The organism is Acetobacter fabarum (assembly GCF_040702925.2).
GTDB classification, from domain to species: Bacteria; Pseudomonadota; Alphaproteobacteria; order Acetobacterales; family Acetobacteraceae; genus Acetobacter; species Acetobacter fabarum_B.
On the sequence record NZ_JBFCXX020000007.1, the window covers coordinates 79,152 to 101,454 of the forward strand.

The 22,303-nt window shown below is 58.8% G+C and carries 18 protein-coding genes; 11 read left to right on the forward strand and 7 right to left on the reverse strand.

Features of this window, described 5'->3' with window-relative positions; all coding sequences use genetic code 11:
* The first annotated feature begins 5 nt into the window (after positions 1-5).
* The 4 genes from AB2L51_RS07535 (at position 6) to AB2L51_RS07550 (ending at position 4,620) form a co-directional block, all read left to right on the forward strand.
* Positions 6-788 (forward strand): succinate dehydrogenase iron-sulfur subunit, encoded by a 783-nt coding sequence (locus tag AB2L51_RS07535; protein WP_166115366.1) that lies wholly within the window; start codon positions 6-8, stop codon positions 786-788.
* 186 nt (positions 789-974) lie between these two features.
* Complete coding sequence (locus AB2L51_RS07540) at positions 975-1,637, forward strand: tyrosine-protein phosphatase (protein ID WP_395582020.1); 663 nt, start codon at positions 975-977, stop codon at positions 1,635-1,637.
* A gap of 29 nt (positions 1,638-1,666) precedes the next feature.
* Complete coding sequence (locus AB2L51_RS07545; RefSeq protein WP_395582019.1) at positions 1,667-2,584, forward strand: DMT family transporter; 918 nt, start codon at positions 1,667-1,669, stop codon at positions 2,582-2,584.
* 134 nt (positions 2,585-2,718) lie between these two features.
* A complete protein-coding gene (locus AB2L51_RS07550) occupies positions 2,719-4,620 on the forward strand; it encodes an acyltransferase family protein (RefSeq protein WP_395582018.1) in 1,902 nt (633 codons plus the stop codon).
* A gap of 191 nt (positions 4,621-4,811) precedes the next feature.
* Here the strand turns inward: AB2L51_RS07550 and AB2L51_RS07555 are convergent, their stop codons facing one another.
* From AB2L51_RS07555 to AB2L51_RS07565, 3 genes are read right to left on the reverse strand one after another with little or no spacing between them, the layout of a single operon-like run.
* A complete protein-coding gene (locus AB2L51_RS07555; RefSeq protein ID WP_395582017.1) occupies positions 4,812-6,038 on the reverse strand; it encodes a phosphoglycerate kinase in 1,227 nt (408 codons plus the stop codon).
* Positions 6,038-7,060: a type I glyceraldehyde-3-phosphate dehydrogenase gene (gap, locus tag AB2L51_RS07560; protein ID WP_395582016.1), complete on the reverse strand. Its 1,023-nt coding sequence runs from the start codon at positions 7,058-7,060 to the stop codon at positions 6,038-6,040. Before gap ends, AB2L51_RS07555 begins: the two co-directional genes overlap by 1 nt.
* A gap of 20 nt (positions 7,061-7,080) precedes the next feature.
* Positions 7,081-9,033 (reverse strand): transketolase-like TK C-terminal-containing protein, encoded by a 1,953-nt coding sequence (locus AB2L51_RS07565; RefSeq protein ID WP_395582015.1) that lies wholly within the window; start codon positions 9,031-9,033, stop codon positions 7,081-7,083.
* Positions 9,034-9,289: 256 nt separating this feature from the next.
* Here AB2L51_RS07565 and AB2L51_RS07570 point away from each other — a divergent pair, with 256 nt between their 5' ends.
* Complete coding sequence (locus AB2L51_RS07570) at positions 9,290-9,766, forward strand: hypothetical protein (protein ID WP_395582014.1); 477 nt, start codon at positions 9,290-9,292, stop codon at positions 9,764-9,766.
* A 61-nt stretch (positions 9,767-9,827) separates the two neighbouring features.
* Entirely contained in the window at positions 9,828-11,141 is a 1,314-nt protein-coding gene (hemA, locus tag AB2L51_RS07575; RefSeq protein WP_395582013.1) for a 5-aminolevulinate synthase, read from the forward strand.
* 66 nt (positions 11,142-11,207) lie between these two features.
* On the opposite strand, the gene AB2L51_RS07580 is transcribed toward hemA, so the two are convergent.
* Positions 11,208-12,368: a methyl-accepting chemotaxis protein gene (locus AB2L51_RS07580; RefSeq protein ID WP_395582012.1), complete on the reverse strand. Its 1,161-nt coding sequence runs from the start codon at positions 12,366-12,368 to the stop codon at positions 11,208-11,210.
* A gap of 355 nt (positions 12,369-12,723) precedes the next feature.
* Positions 12,724-13,500: a DsbA family protein gene (locus AB2L51_RS07585; RefSeq protein WP_395582011.1), complete on the reverse strand. Its 777-nt coding sequence runs from the start codon at positions 13,498-13,500 to the stop codon at positions 12,724-12,726.
* A gap of 192 nt (positions 13,501-13,692) precedes the next feature.
* Between AB2L51_RS07585 and AB2L51_RS07590 the strand changes: the two genes are divergently transcribed.
* A complete protein-coding gene (locus AB2L51_RS07590) occupies positions 13,693-15,129 on the forward strand; it encodes a gamma-glutamyltransferase (protein WP_395582010.1) in 1,437 nt (478 codons plus the stop codon).
* Between the two features lie 264 nt (positions 15,130-15,393).
* Positions 15,394-16,425: a recombinase RecA gene (recA, locus tag AB2L51_RS07595; RefSeq protein ID WP_166115395.1), complete on the forward strand. Its 1,032-nt coding sequence runs from the start codon at positions 15,394-15,396 to the stop codon at positions 16,423-16,425.
* Here the strand turns inward: recA and AB2L51_RS07600 are convergent, their stop codons facing one another.
* Positions 16,426-16,941, reverse strand: a complete 516-nt coding sequence (locus AB2L51_RS07600; protein WP_395582009.1) for a GNAT family N-acetyltransferase — start codon at positions 16,939-16,941, stop codon at positions 16,426-16,428. It lies immediately after the preceding gene.
* 64 nt (positions 16,942-17,005) lie between these two features.
* On the opposite strand from AB2L51_RS07600, the gene AB2L51_RS07605 reads away from it, so the two are divergent.
* From AB2L51_RS07605 to mdoH, 3 genes are all read left to right on the forward strand, one after another.
* Positions 17,006-17,380, forward strand: coding sequence for a winged helix-turn-helix domain-containing protein (locus tag AB2L51_RS07605; protein WP_395582008.1), 375 nt, complete (start codon positions 17,006-17,008; stop codon positions 17,378-17,380).
* A 61-nt stretch (positions 17,381-17,441) separates the two neighbouring features.
* On the forward strand, positions 17,442-18,986 hold the full coding sequence (locus AB2L51_RS07610; RefSeq protein WP_395582007.1) for an OpgD/OpgG family glucan biosynthesis protein: 1,545 nt from the start codon (positions 17,442-17,444) through the stop codon (positions 18,984-18,986).
* Between the two features lie 11 nt (positions 18,987-18,997).
* Positions 18,998-21,139, forward strand: coding sequence for a glucans biosynthesis glucosyltransferase MdoH (gene mdoH / locus AB2L51_RS07615; protein ID WP_395582086.1), 2,142 nt, complete (start codon positions 18,998-19,000; stop codon positions 21,137-21,139).
* A gap of 54 nt (positions 21,140-21,193) precedes the next feature.
* Here mdoH and AB2L51_RS07620 read toward each other — a convergent pair whose 3' ends face one another.
* Entirely contained in the window at positions 21,194-22,300 is a 1,107-nt protein-coding gene (locus AB2L51_RS07620) for an N-acetylglucosamine-6-phosphate deacetylase (RefSeq protein ID WP_395582006.1), read from the reverse strand.
* Between the last annotated feature and the right edge of the window lie 3 nt (positions 22,301-22,303).

The following is a 22,303-nucleotide window of genomic DNA, read 5'->3' on the forward strand; positions in this document are numbered from 1 at the left end:
CGAACATGGTCGAACTCAGACTGCCGCGTAACAGCACCGTTGGGAAAGGCAAAACCTTTCCCGCTCCGGCTGGCGCAAAAAATGTCAAAACCTTCAAGGTGTACCGCTGGTCTCCTGATGATGGTAAAAACCCGGTCATAGACTCTTACGAGCTTGATCTGGATACCTTTGGGCCCATGGTGCTTGACGCCATTATCCACATCAAGAATGAAGTGGACCCCACGCTGACATTCCGGCGTTCCTGCCGGGAAGGGATCTGTGGGTCCTGCGCCATGAACATTGATGGCGAAAACACACTGGCATGCCTTAAGCCGATCAAAAGCATTGAGGGCGATGTGCGGATTTACCCGCTGCCCCATATGCCCATTGTCAAGGATCTGGTGTCCAATCTGGATGGGGCTTATGCGCAGTTGCGTTCCATCCAGCCCTGGATGCAGGCAGACAGCGCCCCTCCGCCGGATGGCGAACGCCGCCAGAGCATTGAGGAGCGCGCCAAGCTGGACGGCATGTGGGAATGCATTCTGTGCTTCTGCTGCACCACGTCCTGCCCGTCCTACTGGTGGAATGGGGACAAGTATCTCGGCCCGGCCGTGCTGCTTGCCGCATATCGCTGGATTGCAGACAGCCGTGACGAACATACCGGTGAGCGCCTTGATTCACTGGACGATACGTTCAAGCTCTACGCCTGCCGTACGATTATGAACTGCACCCAGACCTGCCCCAAGGGGCTGAACCCGGCCAAGGCCATTGGCCGGATCAAGGAATTGCAGATCGAACGCAAGATCTGATCCTACAGGTTTGGCCTGCCCGGCCTGGTCTGGCAGGAATGAGTGAAGCCCCGGCAGGAGTTACCCCCTGCCGGGGTTTTTCTGTTCAGGATGCCTGCACGGGATGGCGGGGGATTATTGACGTGTGGGGCCGGAGGTGGAACATGGAAAGCCAGCATGCTGCTGCATGAGACATGAGGGGGTTTTGTGTTTAACGGCCATCTTTCTTCCCAGACCGGCCGTGCCAGAGCATGGACGGATAGCCTGTTTGTTGATCATGCTATCCTCCGTCTGGTCTGGACCAATTTTCATGCTGTTATTCCGGGCAAGGTGTACCGCTGTAACCACCCCACCCCTGCCCGTTTGCGGCGGGCCGTCAGCAGGCTGGGCCTGCGCACGCTGGTCAACCTGCGCGGGCACAGGCAGTGTGGCTCGGACGCCCTTTCCCGCAGTGCTGCTGCACAGATTGGCCTGACTCATCTGGATATGGCGTTTGAGAGCAGGGGCGCTCCGCACAAGGAGCGTATTCTGCGCTTTGCACAGTTGTACAGCACATTGCAGTTCCCCATGCTGATGCATTGCAAGTCCGGGGCAGACCGGGCCGGGCTGGCCTCCGCTCTGGTGGTGATGTTTGAAGGCGGGAGTGCGGCACAGGCCCTGCGCGAGCTTTCGTGGCGGTTTGGGCATTTCCGTGGTTCTCGCACGGGGATTCTGGATGCGTTTTTCCTGCGTTATCAGGCGCAGGCGGAGGGGCGCATCCCGTTCATGGAATGGCTGAACACCGAGTATGATGAAGCCGCCCTTAAACAGGATTTTGTTGCGGGCCGGATTGCCGCGTTCCTGACCGATCAGGTTTTGCGCAGGGAGTAGCCCTGCATCATTTAAAAAAAGAGCCGTGCATGACACATGGAGGATACGCAACGCGCAAGGTGCCGTTTCTGGCGGTGTGTGCGGCTATTTTGTCCTGGGCAAGCGCATACCCGCTTGTGCGGATGGTGCTTGTTTACGTGCCTCCCATACCACTTGCCGCATTACGGTACGCCGTAGCCGCCGTTATTGTGGCCGGGTGGTTGTGTGTGCGGCGGCCGGTGTGTCCCCAACTGCGTGACGTCCCGCGTTTTTTGCTGTGCGGGGCTGTGGGTATTGCCCTGTATAATATTCTCTTCAACACGGGCGAGCAGAGTGTTTCTGCCGGGGCAACAAGCCTTCTGGTTAATTTTGCGCCGTTTATGTCCGCCTTTGTGGCTGTGGTGTTTCTGGGGGAATCCCTTCCGCTATGGGGGTGGGTGGGTTCCGTTATAAGTTTTAGCGGAATTGTGCTGATTGGCAGTGGCCTGCCGGGTGGTTTTACCTTTGGCTCGGGGGCAACCAATGTGCTGGCGGCTGCGTTTTGCACGGCCCTGTACCTTCTGCTGCAAAGGCCGCTTGTGGCGCGCTATGGCGCACTGGCGTCCACGGCATGGATATTGCTGATTGGTGCCGTTGTGCTGGCCCCATGGTTGCCCGCAGGCATTACGGCCTTGCAGGGGCAAGGGGGCTGGCCGTGGTTTCTGGTCATTCTGCTGGGTGTTTTTCCCGCTGTTTTGGGGTATGCGGCATGGGCGCATGTTGTGGGGGCGGTAGGTGTTGCGCGCTCCTCCGGCTTTTTGTTTCTGGTGGCCCCAACAACGCTGATTCTGGCTTATGTTATGACGCATGAAGTGCCCGCCCTTACAACACTGGTGGGTGGGGCGGTGGTTATGGCGGGCGTGCTGCTCATGCAAACATATGGCCGCCCCCGTTCTGTTCCGATTAACCTGCCAGATGGCTCGGATTAGAAGGGGATGGTGCTCCGCGTCATGCTGGCATCCTGCAAAACCGGGTTTTCATTTTTATTGTAAGGAGAGGTAGGGTGCAGAAAACAGACGCCACATCCCCTTCTTTACGTATGGGTGGGGTATATGACCGCTGTATGATGCGTTACAGAAGTGATATTGACGGCCTGCGCGCGCTTGCAATTCTTCCTGTTGTTTTCTTCCATTATGGACTTAAGCACCCCTTTAACGGCGGGTTTGCCGGGGTTGATGTTTTTTTTGTTATTTCCGGTTTTTTGATTACCCGGCACATCAACGATGCGGTAGAGCAGGGCCAGTTTGATATTCTTGATTTCTATAACCGTAGAATTCGCAGAATATTGCCTGCGCTGTTTTCGGTTCTGGTGGTCTGCTTTGGTGTGTCTACATTCACGCAGACGCCACCGGAGGTTTATAATACAAGCCGTGGAATCCTGTGGTCCATATTCTTTGCGTCGAACATTTTTTTCTATAGCCAGAGTAGCTATTTTGATTCCTCGGTGCAGGCTAACCCCCTTTTGCATACGTGGTCACTCTCTGTGGAGGAGCAGTTTTATATAGTTATTCCTTTTTTGATCTATTTTTCAAAAAAAGTATTTAAAATACCGTTAAAATTCACAATTTTTTCTCTTCTGGCATTAAGTTTTTCTGCCTGTTTTGTCGAGATTTTTTACGACAAGCCAGCAACATTCTACCTGCCGCAGTACAGGGCGTGGGAGTTTCTGCTGGGGTCTGTTGTCATGCTTGCCACGCAGCCAGCCGTTCTGGCCAGAAGCCGGGTAACAAAGCCCGTGCTGGAAAGCGCTGGTGCTGTTGGCCTTGTTTTCATTCTGGCCAGTCTGTTCGCGCTTAACAACAAGTCGCTCTTCCCCGGGCCGGGGGCTTTGGGGCCTTGTCTGGGGGCGGCTTTAGTCCTGTATTCTGGTAGCCAGCAGCGCACGGTTGTTGCCGCAGCCCTTTCCTACAGGCCGTTGCGGTTTATTGGCCTTGTTTCCTATTCTTTATACCTGTGGCACTGGCCGATATGGGTCTTTTTTTCCATGTATGACAGGCCCGGTTTGTGGACAGTTCCGTTACTGCTGGGGGCTGCTTTTGGGGTCTCTGTTCTGTCATGGCGGTTTATTGAGCAGCCGTTCCGCACAAGGCCATTCCGCTTATCCGCCAAAAGCACATTCGGTGTCATGGGGGGCGTTATGGTGTTCACGGTGCTTCTGGCTTTTGCCAGCAGCAGGCTTAATGCAACATTATGGCATTACAGTTCTGCTGAGCAGAAGGTTATGTCCTATATGGCATACAAGCCGACCACAATGCGGACTGGCACATGCTTTATTGACCGGAAGACCGAAGATATTGAGGCATATAAAGCCGCGCATTGTCTGGATGTACAGGCCGGTCAGCCGAACTATCTGGTTCTGGGGGATAGCCACGCGGCAGATCGCTGGTACGGGTTGCAGCAGAGTTACCCCGACATCCACTTCCTGCAGGCAACAGCGCCAAGCTGCGAGCCTGTTCTGGGCAAAAATGGTGGCCAGTGTGGTGCACTCCTGCATTATATTTTTGAAGATTTTGTGCCGTCGCACCATCTGGATGGCATTATTCTTTCAGCAAACTGGCTGGAGCGGGACTTTAATAACATTGTTAATACTGCCCAGATGCTCAGGAATTATACGGACCGCGTTATTGTGCTTGGCCCAAGCCCGGAATACGACCAGCCCCTGCCGTTGCTGCTTGTGCGGGCAATGGTGAAAAACAGGAGGGACCTGATTTTCAACCACATTCTGCAGGACCGGAAAAAACGGGACCAGATTCTTGCTGCCCGCATGAAGGGAACAGGCATTGAATATGTATCTGTTTACAACATTCTCTGCCCCGGCACTGTGTGCCTGACAACGGTCAATGAGAACGTGCCGGTTTTATTCGACGCGGACCATTTTACAGCCGAGGGTTCGGTTTTTCTGGCTAAAAACATGCCGCTGTTTGGCCAGACGCACAGCAATGCTGGTGAAGCTTTGCCGCATTAGGGTGTGTATGGGGTTTTAAAAGGAAGTCAGGCGCTTGCGGGTTACAAAGTAAGCTACAGGCGCCTGATATGGTCTGGTCTTGGTATGACCTGCCTCTATGCTACCTGCGGGCCTTCCCTGCCGGGGCAGGAAGCACCCTGCGGCTCATGTCCGCAGGATGGCCCGGAGAGGATCTGGCAGACCCTGCGCGGTTAGATCGGCAGGGTTTTTTCCAGCGTGGTGCTGATCGCGGTCAGGCCCGGCAGAACCTTGCCTTCAAGCCATTCCAGAAAAGCGCCACCAGCGGTCGAGACATAGGTCATGTCATGCAGCACACCCGCATGGCGCAGGGCGGATACGGTATCCCCCCCACCGGCAACGGTTTTCAGCTGGCCTGCCTTGGTCAGTCGGCCTGCTTCCTGCGCTACGGCGTTTGTGCCCTCATCAAACGGAGGCAGTTCAAACACGCCTAGCGGGCCGTTCCAGACCAGTGTTTTAAGCCCTGCCAGCTTGCTGTTGAGCAGCTTGACCGTTTCCGGCCCCACATCCAGCGCCATCCAGCCATCGGGAATGGCGTTGGATGGCACGGTGCTGGTGGGAGCGCCTGCCATGAAGTCTTCGGAGATGACCATGTCAACCGGCAGGATCAGGTCGCAGTTCTTGGCCTTGGCCTGCGCCATAATCAGGCGGGCCGTGTCCAGCATGTCCTCTTCCTTGAGCGATTTGCCAACACTCAGGCCCTGAGCTGCCAGAAACGTGTTGGCCATGGCACCGCCAATAGCCAGCATATCCACCTTGTCCAGCAGGTTTTCGAGCAGTTGGAGCTTGGTGGAAATCTTGGCTCCACCCACAATGGCCCCTACGGGGCGCTCGGGGTTTTCCAGCGCGGCGTACAGGGCCTGCAGTTCCGCTTCCATCAGTCGGCCACCAAAGGACGGCAGATGGGTGGCAACCCCGGCCGTGGAGGCATGGGCGCGGTGTGCGGCGGAGAACGCATCGTTCACATACACATCGCCCAGATTGGCGAGTGCTGCGGAAAGTTCCGCGTCATTACGTTCTTCACCGGGCTGGAAGCGGGTGTTTTCCAGCAGCAGAACGTCCCCGTCATTCATGGCGCGGGTTGCGGCTTCTGTTTCAGGCCCAATGCAGTCATGGGCAAAACTGACCGGGCGGCCCAGTGCCGTGGCCAGTGCCGTGGCAATGGGTTTGAGCGACATGGCGGGCACAACCTGGCCTTTGGGCCGGTCAAAATGGCTGAGCAGAATAACCCGTCCGCCTTTTTCCGCCAGTTCCCGAATGGTGGGAACGACCCGTTCAATGCGGGTCTGATCGGAAACCTGTCCGTCCTTCATGGGGACGTTCAGATCCACGCGGAGCAGGATGCGCCTGCCCTTGGGGTCCAGCGTATCCAGCGTGGCAAAGGGGAGATTGGTAGCCATCAGAGCGATCCAAACAGGGCTGCCGTATCGGACATACGGTTGGAGAAGCCCCACTCGTTGTCATACCAGGAGCACACGCGCACCAGCTTGCCGCCATCGACCAGAGCGGTCTGCGTGGCATCAAAGGTGGAGGAGGCAATGGCGTGGTTGAAGTCGGAGCTGACCAGCGGGGCTTCGTTATAGGCCAGTGCGTTCTTCATTTTACCGGAGTCCACAACGGCCTTGATGGCGTTGTTGACCTCTTCCACGCTGCCGGGAGCCTTTTTGGGCACGAAGTCGAGCGAGACAACAGAGACATTGGCCGTAGGCACACGGATGGCCGTGCCATCGAGCTTGCCCTTGAGCTGCGGCAGAACCAGACCCACGGCGCGGGCTGCCCCCGTGGAGGTGGGGATCATGTTCATGCCTGCGGCACGGGCGCGGCGCAGGTCCTTGTGCAGCGTGTCCACCGTGCGCTGGTCGCCGGTGTAGGAGTGGATGGTCACCATGTAGCCGCGTTCGATGCCAAAGGCGTCTTCCATCACCTTGGCAATGGGAGCCAGACAGTTGGTGGTGCAGGAGGCATTGGAGATGACGGTCATATCCGATGTCAGCACATCTTCATTCACGCCGAAGACGATGGTTGCATCCACATCCGTTGCCGGGGCGGAGACAATAACTTTGCGTGCGCCAGCAGCCAGCAGCAGGCCTGCTTTTTCCTTGGTGGTGAACAGCCCGGTACATTCCATGGCCACATCCACGCCTGCAAACGGCACCTTGGAAGGGTCACGCTCGGCGGAAACGGTAATCGGGTCCCATGTGCGGCCATTGGCGGAAATGACCAGCTTGCCGTTTTCCACCCGAACGTCCGCAGGCAGGCGGCCGTGCACGCTGTCATAGCTCAGGAGGTGGGCATTATCTTCAACGCTGCCCAGATCGTTAATGGCTACGGGCACGACGTCGGTGCGTCCGCTTTCAATAATGCCGCGCAGCACAAGGCGACCGATACGACCAAAGCCATTGATGGCGATTTTGACTGCCATGGGATGTGTCTCCGTACTTTTTATGATCTTGTTATCGTTAGTGACATGTCCAGGGTTTCCAGCCGGGACGGGGGTGGGGCGGTAGGGGACGAGTCCTTTTGCGCTCCAGATGCAAGAAAACGCGCAAGCACTTTCTCGCAGATCGCTCCAGCTGTAATGCCAAAGCGTTCATACACCGCGTTGGCAGGGGCGGATACGCCAAAATCATCCATGCCAACGAAAATTCCATCTGCTCCCAGCCAGCGTTCCCAGCCAAAGCTGCTTGCGGCTTCTATTCCCACACGCAAACCCTCCTGCCCCAGCACGGCCGTGCGGTAGGCGGCTGGCTGCTGTGCAAAAACCTCCCAGCAGGGGATGGAAACAACAGCCACGTTCAACCCCAGCTCGGCCAGATGCTGCCCTGCCTGCGTGGCAATGGCAACCTCGGGGCCTGATGCCATGAGCGTGACGTGCCGCTCCCCCGCACCACAGCTTATAAGGTAGCCGCCATGGGAGGGGCCGCCATAATGCCCGGTCCGCCGACCCGCGCGTGCCGGTGGGGGGTGCGGGCACAGGATCAGCAGGGCCGGGCCCTGCGGCCAGTTCAGGGCGGCCTGCCAGCAGGCAAAGGTTTCCTCCGCGCAGGCGGGGCGGAAAACGGCCAGATGCGGCATGGCGCGCAGGCTGGCCAGTTGTTCCACAGGTTGCCAGCCGCCGCCGTTATCGCTCAGAGCCAGCCCGTCATCGGTCAGCAGGTAAAGCACCTTGCTGCGCATGAGTGCCGTCATGCGCAAGGCCGAGCGCATGCGGTCGATGGTCATCATCCCGGCTACGCCGCAGGGCAGAATACCCCCGTGGCGGGCCATGCCGTTGAGCATACCCGCCATGCCATGTTCCTGTATGCCGCAAGGCTGCGCGGTATTGCTGAAGGGAATGGGCAGGTTGGCGCGGCGCGAGCTTCTGGTGCTCGAAGTTGCGGCCAGAATGGCCACATCCTGCCGCAGCATCGCCAGTGCGCGCAGCCCGGCAAAAGCCGCCTGCTGGGAGGAACCGTCTGGGGCTTCGCGCAGGGTCTGCCGCCAGAGCCGCCCCCAGTCTTCGCGCATGGTCTGACGGGCCTTGCCGGACTGGTCACGCTCAAAATCCGCGCGGGCACGGTGCTGGGCCAGCCTGCGCAGCCAGGAGCGGCGGATGGAGCCGCCACGCCGGGCGGTGGGGCTCCATGGGCCGGTCAGTTCCTCCTCTGCGGGCAGGTCGGGCAGGGTGGGGCAGCATTCAGGCATGCAGGCGACAAGGGTGGGTTTTCTGGCCCGCAGCGTGGCCTGAAGTGCCGCCATAATGCCGCCAAGGTCATGGGCGCGCACTTTACGCACACTCCACCCCGATGCCCCAAAGCGGGCCAGTGAGTCCGAAAAATCAGTCGGGTCGGTCAGGGGGGAAGGGCAGACAAGTACGGCCATCCGGTTCAGGCCAAAGCGGCTGGCCAGTTGCGCGGCTTCCAGCGCAACACCTGTAACCAGATCACTGTCACGCGCCAGGACCCATGTGCGGTGGTTTACCAGAGAGCGGCCATAGCGCTTGGCCAGATGCTGTTCGGCCAGAGCCATGCCCGCTGCTGCGGCCATGCCCTGCCCTGCCGGGCCTGTGGCCACTTCCACGGCCGGGTGCTGGCCGTATTCCAGTGTTGTCCCCATCTCCTGCGCGCCGGAGCCTGTCAGGCGCAGCATGGCGGCCAGCAGGGGCAGCATGGCCGAAGAAGGCACCACGCACCGGTCCCTGTCGGGCCATGTAGGCATTGCGGGGTCAAAACGGAGGATGCGGCACCACAGCGCTGTTATGGGCAGGCACATGGTCTGGAGTTCGGCCCGGGTATCTTCTTCCGTGCTGGTGGCGGCCAGAAGGGCGCGGGCTGCCTTGTCCATGCGCAGCACAAGGGCGTCCTGCGTGTGGGAGGCGTGCGAGGCGGTGTGGTTTGTGGAAGATGTGCCGACCATCAGCCCTGTGTTCTGCCCAAGGGAATGCAGTGCAAGAAGTGCCCCGTGCAACCAGCCCGGCGCCGCTGGGCAGTTAACCAGAGAGCAAACGGTATCTGCAAGAGGCAGTTTCGGGGCCGAATAGGTGTTTTTGCAGCCGGGTTACAGGCGTAAGGGCTTGCGCCGGGCGCGCGGGAGGGCGAAAGAAGAGGCGGATACCTTGCAAAATACGTGCGTCTGGCGCGCTATCTTGTTTCAAGTGGAGAGTGGTCCGGTCATGCTGTCTGTTTTTCATGCCGCAAAAGGGGGGCGCGCTGTCGGGGTGGCGCTCTCGGTCTGCCTGCTGGCGGGCATGGTCGGGTGCAAGCCGCTGGACCAGAGAACGTTTGACCCTTCCGCCAGCGTTGAGCCCAAGCCGTATATTCCCCCTCATCCTCCCGGTCCTCCACCCGTGCCGCCCCTGATCGAACTGGTGGCAGGCACGCCACAGGTGGAATGGAAGGCTCCGGTGGACCAGATTGCGCACAGGGCACTTGCGCGTAAAAAGGAAGTGCTCTTTGTTGTAAGCTGTCTGGTGCCACCACAGGCAGGGCAGGAGGCGGAACAGACTGCGCTGCAGAACCTCGTCCAGCATGATGGACATGCCATTATGCAGGAACTGGTTGACGCAGGTGCGCCCGAAACACAGGTGGAAATGTCCGCTATGCCGGATTCGTCGGTGACGAAGCCCACCGTACGGGTGTATGTGCGATAGACGACCGTGCCGAAACATAACAGTACGAAGACACAAGGCCAGACGGCCGATGGGTAAGCCCATGCCCCGACCGTTTCTGACGAGAAGCGAGGAGAAAGCAAGCGTGGGAGCGATCAAGAACGCCCGGCATCCATTTTACGAACACTGTGAGGAAGCGCTGGGGCGGATCAAGCAGCAGGGGCGTTACAGAACCTTTACGCCACTGGCGCGTCAGGCAGAACGCTTTCCCCTGTATGAGGAATATGTGGCCAACATGCCCGAAGGGCGTGAGGTTATCGTCTGGTCCACAAACGACTATCTGGGCATGGGCGTTGTGCCAGAAGTGCAGGATGCCGCTATTGCCGCCATCCGCGAGCATGGTGCAGGAGCAGGGGGCACGCGTAACATTGCAGGCACCAGCCCGCTGCACAACCAGCTGGAAGCCGAACTGGCCGCCCTGCATGGCAAGGAAGCCGGGCTGCTCTTTATTTCAGGCTATGTGTCCAATCAGGCCAGCCTGCAGACAATCCTGACATCGATGCCCGGCTGGATCTGTTTTTCCGACCGGCTGAACCATGCCTCCATGATTGCGGGCATCAAGGGTGCGCGCGGCTCCCAGACCGTTATTTTTGAACATAACGACCTGCAGGACCTCGAAGCCAAGCTGGCCGCGGCCCCGGCCGACGCCCCCAAGCTGATTGCGTTTGAGAGCGTGTACTCCATGGATGGAGACATGTCCGACATTGGCGCAATCTGTGCTCTGGCCAGAAAATACAATGCCCTGACCTATCTGGATGAAGTGCATGCCGTAGGGCTGTACGGGCAGGAAGGGGGTGGCGTCTCACAGCGTGATGGTGTGGCCGATCAGGTGGACATTATTGAGGGCACGCTGGCCAAGGGCTTTGGCGTGCATGGGGGATACATTACCGCTTCGGCCGAGATTGTGGATTTTCTGCGCTCAACGGCATCGGGGTTTATTTTCACCACATCTCTGCCGCCCTCCGTGGTGGGTGCGGCGCTGACCAGCGTGCGCAAGGTGCGGGCGGAAAACTGGCGGCGTGAAGCCCTGTTCGAGCGTGTGCATACCATGCGTCAGCGCCTGCGGGCTGCCGGTGTGCCCTTTACCATGACCCCAAGCCATATTGTGCCCATTCCCATTGGGGATGCCGAGCGCTGCAAGCGGATATGCCGCCGCCTTCTGGTGGAGTTTGGCCATTATGCAACGCCGATCAACTACCCGACCGTGCCCGAAGGTACCGAGCGCCTGCGCCTGACGCCCGGACCATTCCATACGGATGAGATGATGGACGATATGGTGCGTGCCCTTGCGCATCTTTTGCGCGAGGAAGGCATTATTCCCCAGCCTGTTGCGCAAAAAATCGAGAATGTGGCCTGATACAGAACCAGCCTGTTTCTGGTCTGATAGGCTGCTTGAAAACCCTCCATGCCAATGGAGGGTTTTTTATTGCAGGCTATAATGTGTTGGCAGGCTGTGCATGTTGTTTGTTATTTGCGCCAGTTCTGAAACATTGAGGAACAGATTGTCGCAGATTGCATTGGTATTCTGGACGGTTTCGTTATTTTGGGCGGTGGAAACATTGAGTTCCTGCATGATCTGATGCAGTTGAAGGATCTCTTCTTTCTGCGCCAATGCGGTTTCTTCAAACTCCTGAAAAGAACATTTTATTTTATCAACATGGTGAATAATTCCCGATAATGTCTGGGAGTTATCGCGCATGGAGCCCGAGCAGGTGTTTATGGCATCCTGCAAATAGGAGATCAGCGTTTTTGTGCGGAGTAGGGATTCCGAAGTCATGCGTGAAAGATTCCGTATTTCCTGTGCAACAACAGAAAATCCGGCACCGTGGCTGCCTACCTTGGAGGCTTCTATGGTCGCGTTAATCCCCAGAATATTGATCTGGGACGAAATATTTTTCATGATATTGAGAATTTTCCCAATATCTTCCGATGCTTCCGATATTTTTTCGAATTTGTCTATGGTGTCGTTAATTTTTACACAGGATTCCCGTATGTTTGTGGATGCATGCTGAATGTAATTTCTGGATTCCTCCATTTTTATATTCTGGTTTTTGGTTTTTTCCATGGTCGATTTTATGCGTTTGTCAGATTCCCGCAAATGCTGGTTTTGCGTTCTGTTGCGCTCCGAAAGGTTTTCGGACTCATCCCTCAGGCTGCGGGATTCCGCGCTGATCGAATGGGTTGCTGTCTGGATTTTATGCAGTGTTTCATGCAGCGTTATGGTTCTGGTCTGGAGCGTATCTGAAATGCGGTTACTGTGGAGGTAGGACACCCGCATAAGGTCAAACGGAGTGGCCGTGCCAACATAGCACTGGTCATGTGTGATGATAAAAGACTTGTTAATATCAGATATTTTGTTGTTCAGAATCTTTTTTGTAAAATCCAGAATGGGTGTTCTGGCCTCCACCATGAGCGGACGGTCGTCCATGAGCAGTGTAACCGGGCGTTTATGGTACAGGGCGTATGAAAACGGGCTGGACATGAGGGAAAGGAATCTTTGCCTTTCCACAACGCCAACGGGAATATTCCTGGCATTGATAATGCAAATATGGTGGGTGTCAGGATAGTTTCTGAAAATATCCATGACAGCACTTCCGGATTCAGTCGGACAGAGTCTGAATCCGTCTTGCGCGAGGGAACCCATGCTGTGCTGGTCGAATGTTTGCTGCAGGGTCATTTGTCTATTTTTTGTTAAAATAAAAGGGTTTTTTACCGTAATGCCAGTTTTTGCGAAGGGTAAAGTGACAGTTTTATGTCGCTTTGCAGGCTGCTACCGTGAGATGTTACGGGGGAAGCCGAAAATTCTGCCATGTCGGTCAGGTATCAAAAAGAGAGGAAATTATAAAATTAATATGAAAATTTGATAAAGAGTCTGCATCATAAAAAGGCAGATGCACCATCCGGGGCGCGGGTATGCCCGGATGGTGTGCCTGTGGCGGTCAGTGCGCCTGCTTCAGCTTTTCAACCGCAGTCTTCAGGTCATCCAGAGAGACAGCTCCGGGAATAATCAGCTGTTCGCCAATAATAAAGGTTGGCGTGCCCTCCAGATCAATCGAGCGGGCAAGGGCGACGTTCTGCGCCAGAGCCGTGGCTACGGCGGGGCTTTTCATGTCCTTGACCAGCCGGTCCGCATCCAGCCCCGCCAGTGCTGCTGCATGGCGGATACGCTCCATGCCGGGTGCGGAGGTGTCAGCCATAAGAGCCTGCTGGAACGGTTTGTAAGCGTTCTGCAAACCTGCGGCCATAATGGCCTGAGAATCCAGCACACTGTTCGGCCCCAGTACGGGAATGACCTTTTCCACCAGCTTCAGGTCCGGTTCAGCGGCTACCAGTGCGTCCAGGTCTGGCAGTACCTTGCGGCAGTAGGGGCAGCGCGGGTCATAAAACTCGACAATGCTCAGCCTGCCGTGGGGGTTGCCCAGAACGATGTCGCTCGTGCTGTTGCCAAACTGTGCCCTGTTGTGGCGGACGACGTCCAGTGCGGAGGTCGTCTTCTGCTCCGATGCCTTGCTCTGCATGGCCGCTACGGCATCGGTCAGGATTGAGGGGTCGGTTTTGAGCGCGTTGCGTACGATCAAGACAATCTCGGCCCGCTGGGCAGGGGTAAAGCTGCCATCGACTGCGGCCTGCGCCGCGGCCTGACCGCCAAGTGCCAGCAGGGTTGCCAGAGCGCCTGAGGCTGCCAGACGATAGAAAGATGAGGTCAGTTTTTGCATGGTGTCCTTATCCGTAAAACCGGACGCTACGGTGCACGCCCATCTGGGGCACGGGAATACACAGAGTGTTCTACAGGAAAGGTGCCACGCAAGTTGTGTTGCTGATAGCCCCAAAGCAGGGTAATCCAGCTATGAGACTAAATTACCAAACGTCTGCCCGCCGGACGGGCCCAGAAGTGGAGAGCGCTAGGCGTGGCTGCCCGATTCAACAAACACCGTTCTGTCCTGTCCCGCACCGGCTTGTCCGGTCGTGCCCGCGCGGCAGCGCTTGCTCTTGCCCTGACCAGCACACTGGCGGCCTGTGGGGGGGCGGATAACCATGTGAACCAGCCTGTTGTCAGCGGGTTTGTGGGGGCTGTGGCGGCGGATGAACCACGCGCGGCTCTGGTCGCGCGGGACATTCTGGCCAAGGGTGGCAATGCGGCGGACGCGGCCGCGGCACTGGGGCTTGCGCTTTCGGTTTCCCTGCCATCACGCGCCTCCCTTGGTGGGGGCGGGGCCTGCCTTGCATGGCGTCCGGGTGAACCTGCGGGGCAGGCGTTTGTTTTTGTGCCTCATGGCGCCACCCAGACCAGTGCACAGGCAGACCGGCCCGCATCCGTGCCCCTGCTTGCTCGTGGGCTGTTCCTGATGCAGATGCGTTATGGCAGCGTGGATTTTGCAGACCTTATTGTGCCTGCGCGGAATCTGGCCTCTCACGGGGTGCCTGTCGGGGGGCTGCTTGCGGCGGATCTGGCCGCTGTCCAGTCCTCGCTTTTGGCGGACGACAAGGCGCGCGCCGTTTTTGGCAATGACAGCGGGCACGTTCTGGCAGCGGATGACATACTGGTGCAGAGCCGTCTGGCGGGTGCGCTCGAACGGATGCGTATTGCCGGAGTGGGCGACCTGTACACAGGCGCTCTGGCCCAGACGTTTATCGAAGGTACACAGGCTGCGGGTGGTGGCCTGTCCTCTGCCGACCTGCGAGGGGATGTTCCCGTGGCGGAGCCCCCGCTTACGGTGCATGCCCGCGGGCTTGATATCAGCTTCCTGCCTCCTCCGGCCGATGGCGGGGTTGGTATGGCGGCGGCCTATATGGCCGGTGGCCGTGGCGGGGAGCGTGCTGTAGCGGCGTGGCGTGCGCGCCAGAGCGGCAAGGGCAGTGCGACCATGGTGGCCGATGCGCAGGCCCTGCTGAATTCTGGCAGCCTCTCTTCTGGCGGGGCGCTGCCTGCGTTGCCAGCCTCCACATCCTTTGTCGTGACCGACCGTCAGGGCCAGACCGTGGCCTGCGCGCTGAGCATGAATAATCTGTTCGGCACGGGGCGTATTGCAGGTTCGACCGGCATTGTGCTGGGGGCGTCTCCCGCACAAAGGCCGCTTCCCCTGCTGGCGGCGGGCATTGTGCATCAGGGTACGGATTTCCGCGCGGCTGCTGCGGCCTCGGGGCAGAATGTGGCGGCTGATACAGCGGCCATTGCCTTGCAGGCAGCGGTTGCAGGCGTGCGCCCGCAGGTGACCAATGGCAACGGGCGGGCCAACTTTGTGTCCTGCCCTGGTGGACTTTCTGGTGGGGCTGGCCGGTGCTTTGGCTGGACGGACCCCAGAGGGGCGGGTCTTGCGGTGGGGAGCACTCCTGTCGCCCACTAGGTCTGGCGTTGTAAAAATCCGGGGGGTGGCGTGCTGGAACAGTCCGTCACCCTTGCCATGTTTTTCTTTTGTTCTATATTGGAACAAAACAGGTCCAAATTCTTAACGGGGTTTGTGTCGGGCTCCGGGCCTTCGTGGTGATGCGTTGCGGAGCAAAAATGTTTGTGGCAGGGGTTTTAAACCCGAACCAACAGGTTTCAGGCTCGGGGCCACGCGGGGGCCCGGTCTGGGTATTCGGCTCATAAGCTGAGGGAATGGTAGAGAATGGATAAGGCAAAGGCGCTGGAAGGCGCTCTTGGGCAGATTGAGCGGGCTTTTGGCAAAGGGTCCGTCATGCGGCTGGGCCAGCGGCCCAAGGAACAGTCGGATGTCATCTCCACCGGCTCGCTCGGGCTGGATATTGCTCTGGGCATTGGCGGTCTGCCCCGTGGCCGTGTGGTGGAAATCTACGGGCCGGAAAGCTCGGGTAAAACCACACTGGCCCTGCACGCCATTGCAGAGGCGCAAAAACGGGGCGGCACCTGCGCATTTATTGATGCCGAACATGCGCTGGACCCCGGCTATGCCAAAAAGCTGGGCGTGGATATTGATAACCTGCTGATCAGCCAGCCCGATGCGGGTGAACAGGCGCTCGAAATTGCCGATACCCTGGTGCGGTCAGGGGCGATTGACGTGCTGGTGGTGGACAGTGTGGCTGCCCTTGTGCCCCGAGCCGAGCTTGAAGGCGATATGGGGGACAGCCATGTGGGCCTGCATGCCCGCCTGATGAGCCAGGCCCTGCGCAAGCTGACCGGCACAGTCGCACGCTCCAATACACTGATGATCTTTTTGAACCAGATCCGCCTTAAAATCGGTGTGATGTTCGGCAACCCCGAAACCACAACGGGCGGGAATGCGCTCAAGTTCTATTCCTCTGTCCGTCTGGATATCCGCCGCATCGGCTCGATCAAGGACAAGGACGAGGTTACGGGTAACCAGACGCGCGTCAAGGTCGTCAAGAACAAGATGGCCCCTCCCTTCCGTCAGGTCGAGTTTGACATCATGTACGGTGAAGGCATCAGCAAGGTGGGGGAACTTATCGACCTTGGTGTAAAGGCCGGTGTGGTGGAAAAATCCGGCGCATGGTTCTCCTACGACAGCCAGCGTATTGGTCAGGGGCGTGAGAACGCCAAGCAGTTCCTGCGGGATCACCCGGAAATGGCGGCGGATATCGAGCGCAAGGTGCGTGAACACGCAGGTGTTGTAGCCGAAGCCATGATGGTCGCCCCCGAGCATGATGCCGAGGGCGAAGACTAACTACCCGATACGGCGGGAGAGCAGGCAGGCCTGTGGGTCGTATGATGCCAGAATGGCCTGTTCTTCCGCGCAGGTCACATCTGGCACAAATCCCTGCCGCGCCCAGAACTGAAGGGCATGGCGGGTGGATGTCAGGGTCAGTGTGCTCAGGCCCGCCTTGCGCGCGGCATCTTCGGCTTGGGCAATGGCCATTTGTGCGTAGCCCCTGCCGCGCCCGGCCGGGGCTACGGCCACATCATGAATATACCAGCGGTCCGCCGGAGCCGGCAGGGTGCCGAGCAGGGTGTTCAGCGGGGGGGAAAGCAATCCCCGCCATGGGTGGCTGATCAGGTATCCTCCAACCGTCCCATCCAGTATCAGGCTCAGGCAGCCTGTGGGCGCAAGGCGCAGGCGTTCGGCAAAAATATCTGTCTCTTCGGGGTAGTCAGGGTGCACACTGGCGGCCAGTGCTGTAACGTGGGCAAGATCATCTGGCGTCATCAAACGCCAGATGGTATCTGCGCGCGAAGTGTTCATACCAAGGTTCCGCTCTTTATGCGTGGTGTTGCACGGAGCCACTTATGACTGAAAAGCAGAGATCATGACAGGGCGACTGAGACTGACATTGCGGGTTGATGCCGATGGACGCGCCGCTCTGGGGCATGGCAAGGTCCGCCTGCTGGAACAGTTGGCCGAAACCGGCTCCATTTCCGCGGCAGGGCGCGCCATGGGCATGTCTTACCGGCGTACGTGGCTTCTGGTGGATAACCTGAATCAGCTTTTTGTGGAGCCGCTGGTCATGACCCGGCCCGGTGGGGGTGGTGGCGCATTCCTGACCGAAACAGGCAAAACCGTTCTGGCGCTTTATCGCCAGATCGAATGCGACGCGACGCAGGCTGCCCAATCTGGTATCAGCCAGATGGAAGCCCTGCTCGCACCTGTGGCTGAATGCCTCCAAAAAACCTTATCTGAGTGACAAAATGTATGGCGTAGGTACAATCGCGCCAGAGACTTATTGATCATAGCGGGAGATTACAGTGTCATCAAACGTACAGCGACGAGGGGTCATTCGGGCCGGGGCGGGCGTGACTTTGGCGTCGCTCGTTGGCGGAGTCGCCCGCAAGGCGCGGGCGGAGGGGCTGAGTGGCGCCACAGGCAAGTTTGATGATAGCACCGTAATCCAGATTGCCCGCAGGCTGGCCAACGCGGAATACCATCCACCGGGGCAAAACCTGCCCAAGGCGTTGGATAATCTGACGTTTGACCAGTATCGGAGTATTGCCTACCGGCCCGACCGCGCCTTGTGGGCGGGGGATAATCTGGCATTCGACGTGGAGTTTTTCCCCCGTGGTTTTCTCTACCGCCCCCGTATAGAAATTTACGAGGTCCGGGACGGGCAGGCGGCCACTGTGCCCTACTCCCCTGACCTGTTCACGTATTCCGACCCCGCCTTGCGGGTTACAGATGATCTGGGTTTTGCCGGTGTCCGCCTGCGTACCGCCATTAACACCCCCGGTGTTATGGAGGAGTTCTGCGTATTTCTGGGGGCGTCCTACTTCCGGGCTGTGGCCAAGGGGCAGGATTATGGGCTTTCCGCCCGTGGATTCGCCAATGGCACGGGGGATCCAAAAGGGGAAGAATTCGCACTGTTCCGCGCATTCTGGCTGGAAAAGCCGCAGCCGGGCGTACAGTCCATTGTTGTGCATGCCCTGCTGGACAGCCCGACGGTAACAGGGGCCTTCCGCTTTACCATCCGCCCGGGCGACAGCACGGTGTTTGACGTGCAGACAACCCTGTTCCCGCGCGCCAAGATCGAGCAGTCCGGTATCGCACCCCTGACCGGCATGTTCTATTTTGACGTCAACGACCATAACCATGTTGATGACTGGCGCCCCGCAGCGCATGACAGCGAAGCCCTGCAAATGTGGACCGGGGCGGACCAGCAGCTTTACCGCCCGCTGCGTAACCCGCTGGACCTCCAGTTTTCCACGTTCTCGGATGTGTCCCCCCGTGGGTTCGGGCTGATGCAGCGTCGGCGCGCCTTCCATGATTACGAAGACCTTGCCCTGCATTACGAAAAACGCCCTTCCCTGTGGATCGAACCGATCGGGGACTGGGGAGCAGGCTGGGTTGATCTGGTGGAAATCCCCACCCCGAACGAAGTGAACGATAACATCGTCTCCTTCTGGCGGCCCAAGGAGCCCTTGCGCGCAGGGCAGGAATACCACTTTACCTACCGCATGTACTGGGGGTGGGATGCCCCCTTCCCCACACCGCTGGCCCGTATAGGCGCGACCCGCGTGGGCTCGGTGGTGGATAATAACGATGCCCGTTTCTTTGCCATAGACTTTATGGGTACTCCCTTTGAGCATCTGCCAAAGGACACGCATTTCCACGTCACGCCCAAAACATCGGCGGGCACAATCCAGAATGTGGTTGTCGAGCCTAATCCGGCTATCAACGGAATCCGCACCACGTTTGAGTTTATCCCCGGAGATGCCAAGGTTGCTGACCTGAATGCGGTGCTGGAAACGGATTCAGGCCCTATTTCCGAACAGTGGCTGTACCGGTGGACGCCCTGATTATGCCGGATATGAATACGGGTGCCTCTGAACGACATTTTGAAGCCCTGCCCCCCGAAGCACGGCTGGATATGCCGGTCCAGAACCTGCAAAAACCCGCCAGTATGGAAGGGCGCGGGCGTACACCTGCCACATCGCCTTCCAGCATTGTGCTGCGCCGTCTTTCGGTTATCGGGTCCGCGCTCGCGCTTACGGCGTATGGGGCATGGCGCACGCATATGGTTATGGACGAAGCGGGTGTGTCCGCCCTCGGCATTATCATGCTGGTGCTGTTCATTGCCTTGTTTATGTGGATTGCCCTTGCGTTCACCTCTTCTGTGGCCGGATTCTGCTCGCTGGTGACACATGGCGGCCTTGGGCTTGGTATCCGCCGCACAGGCCCCCTGCCCCAGCTGACCCGTAGAACCGCCCTGCTGCTGCCCACCTATAACGAACCACCCCACCGCGTTATGGCCGGGCTGCGGGCCATATACAGCAGTCTGGAGGAAACGGGGCAGCTTGGCAGTTTTGACCTGTTTATCCTCTCCGATACAACCAACCCGGATGTATGGGTCAAGGAAGAAGCGGCTTTTCTGGCCCTGCGAGAGCAGGTTGGTGGGCATGAGCGTATTTTTTACCGCCGCAGACACAACAATGTAGAGCGCAAGGCGGGCAATGTGGGGGAATGGGTGCGCCGCTTTGGGGCCGCGTACGACCACATGGTTACGCTGGATGCGGATTCCGTCATGTCCGGCCAAACGCTGGTGCGTATGGCTGACGCCATGGAGCGCAACCCCGGCGTGGGGCTGATCCAGACACTCCCCGTTATTGTGGGAGGCACCACCCTGTTTGCCCGGTTGCAGCAGTTTGCCGGGCGTGTGTATGGCCCCATTATTGCGTATGGTATTGCCTGGTGGCATGGCTCGGAAGGCAATTACTGGGGGCACAACGCCATTATTCGCACGCGCGCCTTTGCCAGTCAGGCGGGGTTGCCCCATGTGCCCGGCAGGCCGCCTTTTGGCGGGCATATCCTCAGCCACGACTTTGTGGAAGCCGCCCTGATGCGCCGTGGCGGCTGGGCCATTCACATGATCCCCGCACTGGACGGATCGTATGAGGAAAGCCCGCCCTCGCTGACCGATGTCGCCATTCGTGACCGGCGCTGGTGTCAGGGCAACCTGCAACACGTCAAGGTGCTGCCCACCAAGGGGCTGCACTGGGTCAGCCGCATGCATATGGTTGTGGGCATTGGCGCGTATGTGACCTCGCCCCTGTGGCTGGTGTTCCTGCTGACCGGGATTTTAATTTCGCTTCAGGCGCATTTCCAGCGTCCCGAATATTTTGGGGATACCAAGCTCCTGTACCCGCATTGGCCGCATGTGGACCCGGTGCAGGCCAAATACGTGTTTATTGGCACAATGGTTGTACTGCTGGCCCCCAAGCTGCTGGCCTATATTGCCCTGCTGCTGGCCCCCGAGGCACGGCGCGGCAGTGGTGGCCCGGTCCGTGCGGCCGTGTCCGTGCTGGTGGAAACGCTGATCGGCGGCCTGATCGCACCCATTGCCATGCTTATCCAGACATCGGGTGTTATCTCGATCCTGAGCGGGCATGATTCCGGCTGGAACACCCAGAGGCGTGATGATGGCGGTATTCCCTTCATGGAAGTGGTGCGCCAGTACGCACGCTTTACCCTGTTCGGGCTGGTGCTGGGGGCTGGAGCATGGGTTGTTTCTCCCTCCCTGTTTTTCTGGATGACGCCGGTTCTGCTTGGGCTGGTGTTTTCCATCCCTCTGGTTGCCTTTACCAGCAGCCGGAATGTGGGGCTTGGTTTCAGGCGGGCAGGGCTTTTGCTGGTGCCCGAAGAAACACGGACCCCCGATGTCCTGCAAAAGCTTGAGCACGAGGAAGCGCAGGATCAAACCCCAACCCTGCCCGACGATGCCCTGCGCGCCTTGCGGGCAGATCCCGCATTGTGTCAGGCGCATATTGCCATGCTGCCAGCCGAGCGCCGTGCGGGGGACCCCATTAACGCCGACCAGCTTGTTGGTCTGGTCAAGCTGGCGGAAGCACCTACCCTACCGGATGCGGAACGCCGCCTGACGGTTAAGGAAAAAGCCGCCGTGCTAGGCAGCCGCAAAGGTGTGGACCTGATTTTGCACCTTCCCGAGTCGTAACAAAACGACGCGGGGTGGTGGCCCTGTTATGGGCCAGATAGGTGTGCGGCCTGCTCAGGCAATGCGCTGGCCAGCCACCCAGACTTCCTGTACGGTGAGTGCGCTATCCATAACAACAAAATCGGCGCGTTTGCCTGCGTGCAGGGTGCCCCGGTCATGCAGGCCCAGATACTGGGCCGGGTTGCGTGTGAGTAGCACGGCGGCCTGATGCAACGGCAGGCCTGTCTGCACCGCGTTGCGCAATGCGGTATCCAGTGTCAGCACACTCCCTGCCAGATTACCGCCGGGCAGGCGGACCGCGCCTTGCTCCACCATAACCTGCTGCCCTCCCAAAAGGCTTGGACCATCGGGTAGCCCGGCGGCTCGCATGGCGTCTGTTACAAACAGCAGGCGTTCGGGCATAACGCGCTGGGCCAGCCGGAAGGTGGCGGGGTGGACGTGGTGTGTATCAAAAATCAGTTCGGCGTAGGCATCACTGCACATCAGGGCCGTGGCGGGGCCGGGCTTGCGGCTTTCTATGCCAGCCATGGCGTTAAACAGGTGGGTGGCGCCTGTTATGCCCCCTGCGGAGCAGATACGGCATATGGCCTGCTCGGTTTCTTCATACCCGGCAAGGGTGTGCCCAAGGCTGACCCGCACACCAGCCTGCGCAAAAAGCTGCATGGCTTCCTGCGCATGGGGGAGTTCAGGGGCAAGGGTTACAATGCGCACGCAGTCAAAAGCCAGAACTTCCGCCACGCGCTCCGGGGTTGGCGTCAAGGCGTGAGGAGGCTGCGCACCCAGCTTGTGCGGGCTGACAAACGGGCCTTCCAGATGGGCACCATGTATGTCTGGGCCGTCTGGTATGGTGGTGCCGCGTACTTCGGCAATGGCGGCAAGTGCGCCAAGTACGTCCGCCCATGGGCTGGTAATGGTGGTGGGCAGTATGGTGGTGGTGCCATGGCGGGCATGGAAACGGGCGAGTGTGTGAATGGCCTTTACGCCGTCCATGGTATCGGCCCCATTGCCGCCATGTACATGGCCATCAATAAAGCCGGGTAGAATGTAACGGTCGGGAATGGTGGTGTTATCTGTCGTTACGGTCTGGATCTGCTCCGCAAAGGTCACATGGCCTGGAACAATGCGTTCGGGCAGAACAAGGTGCCCTTTGAGTTCGGTCATGCT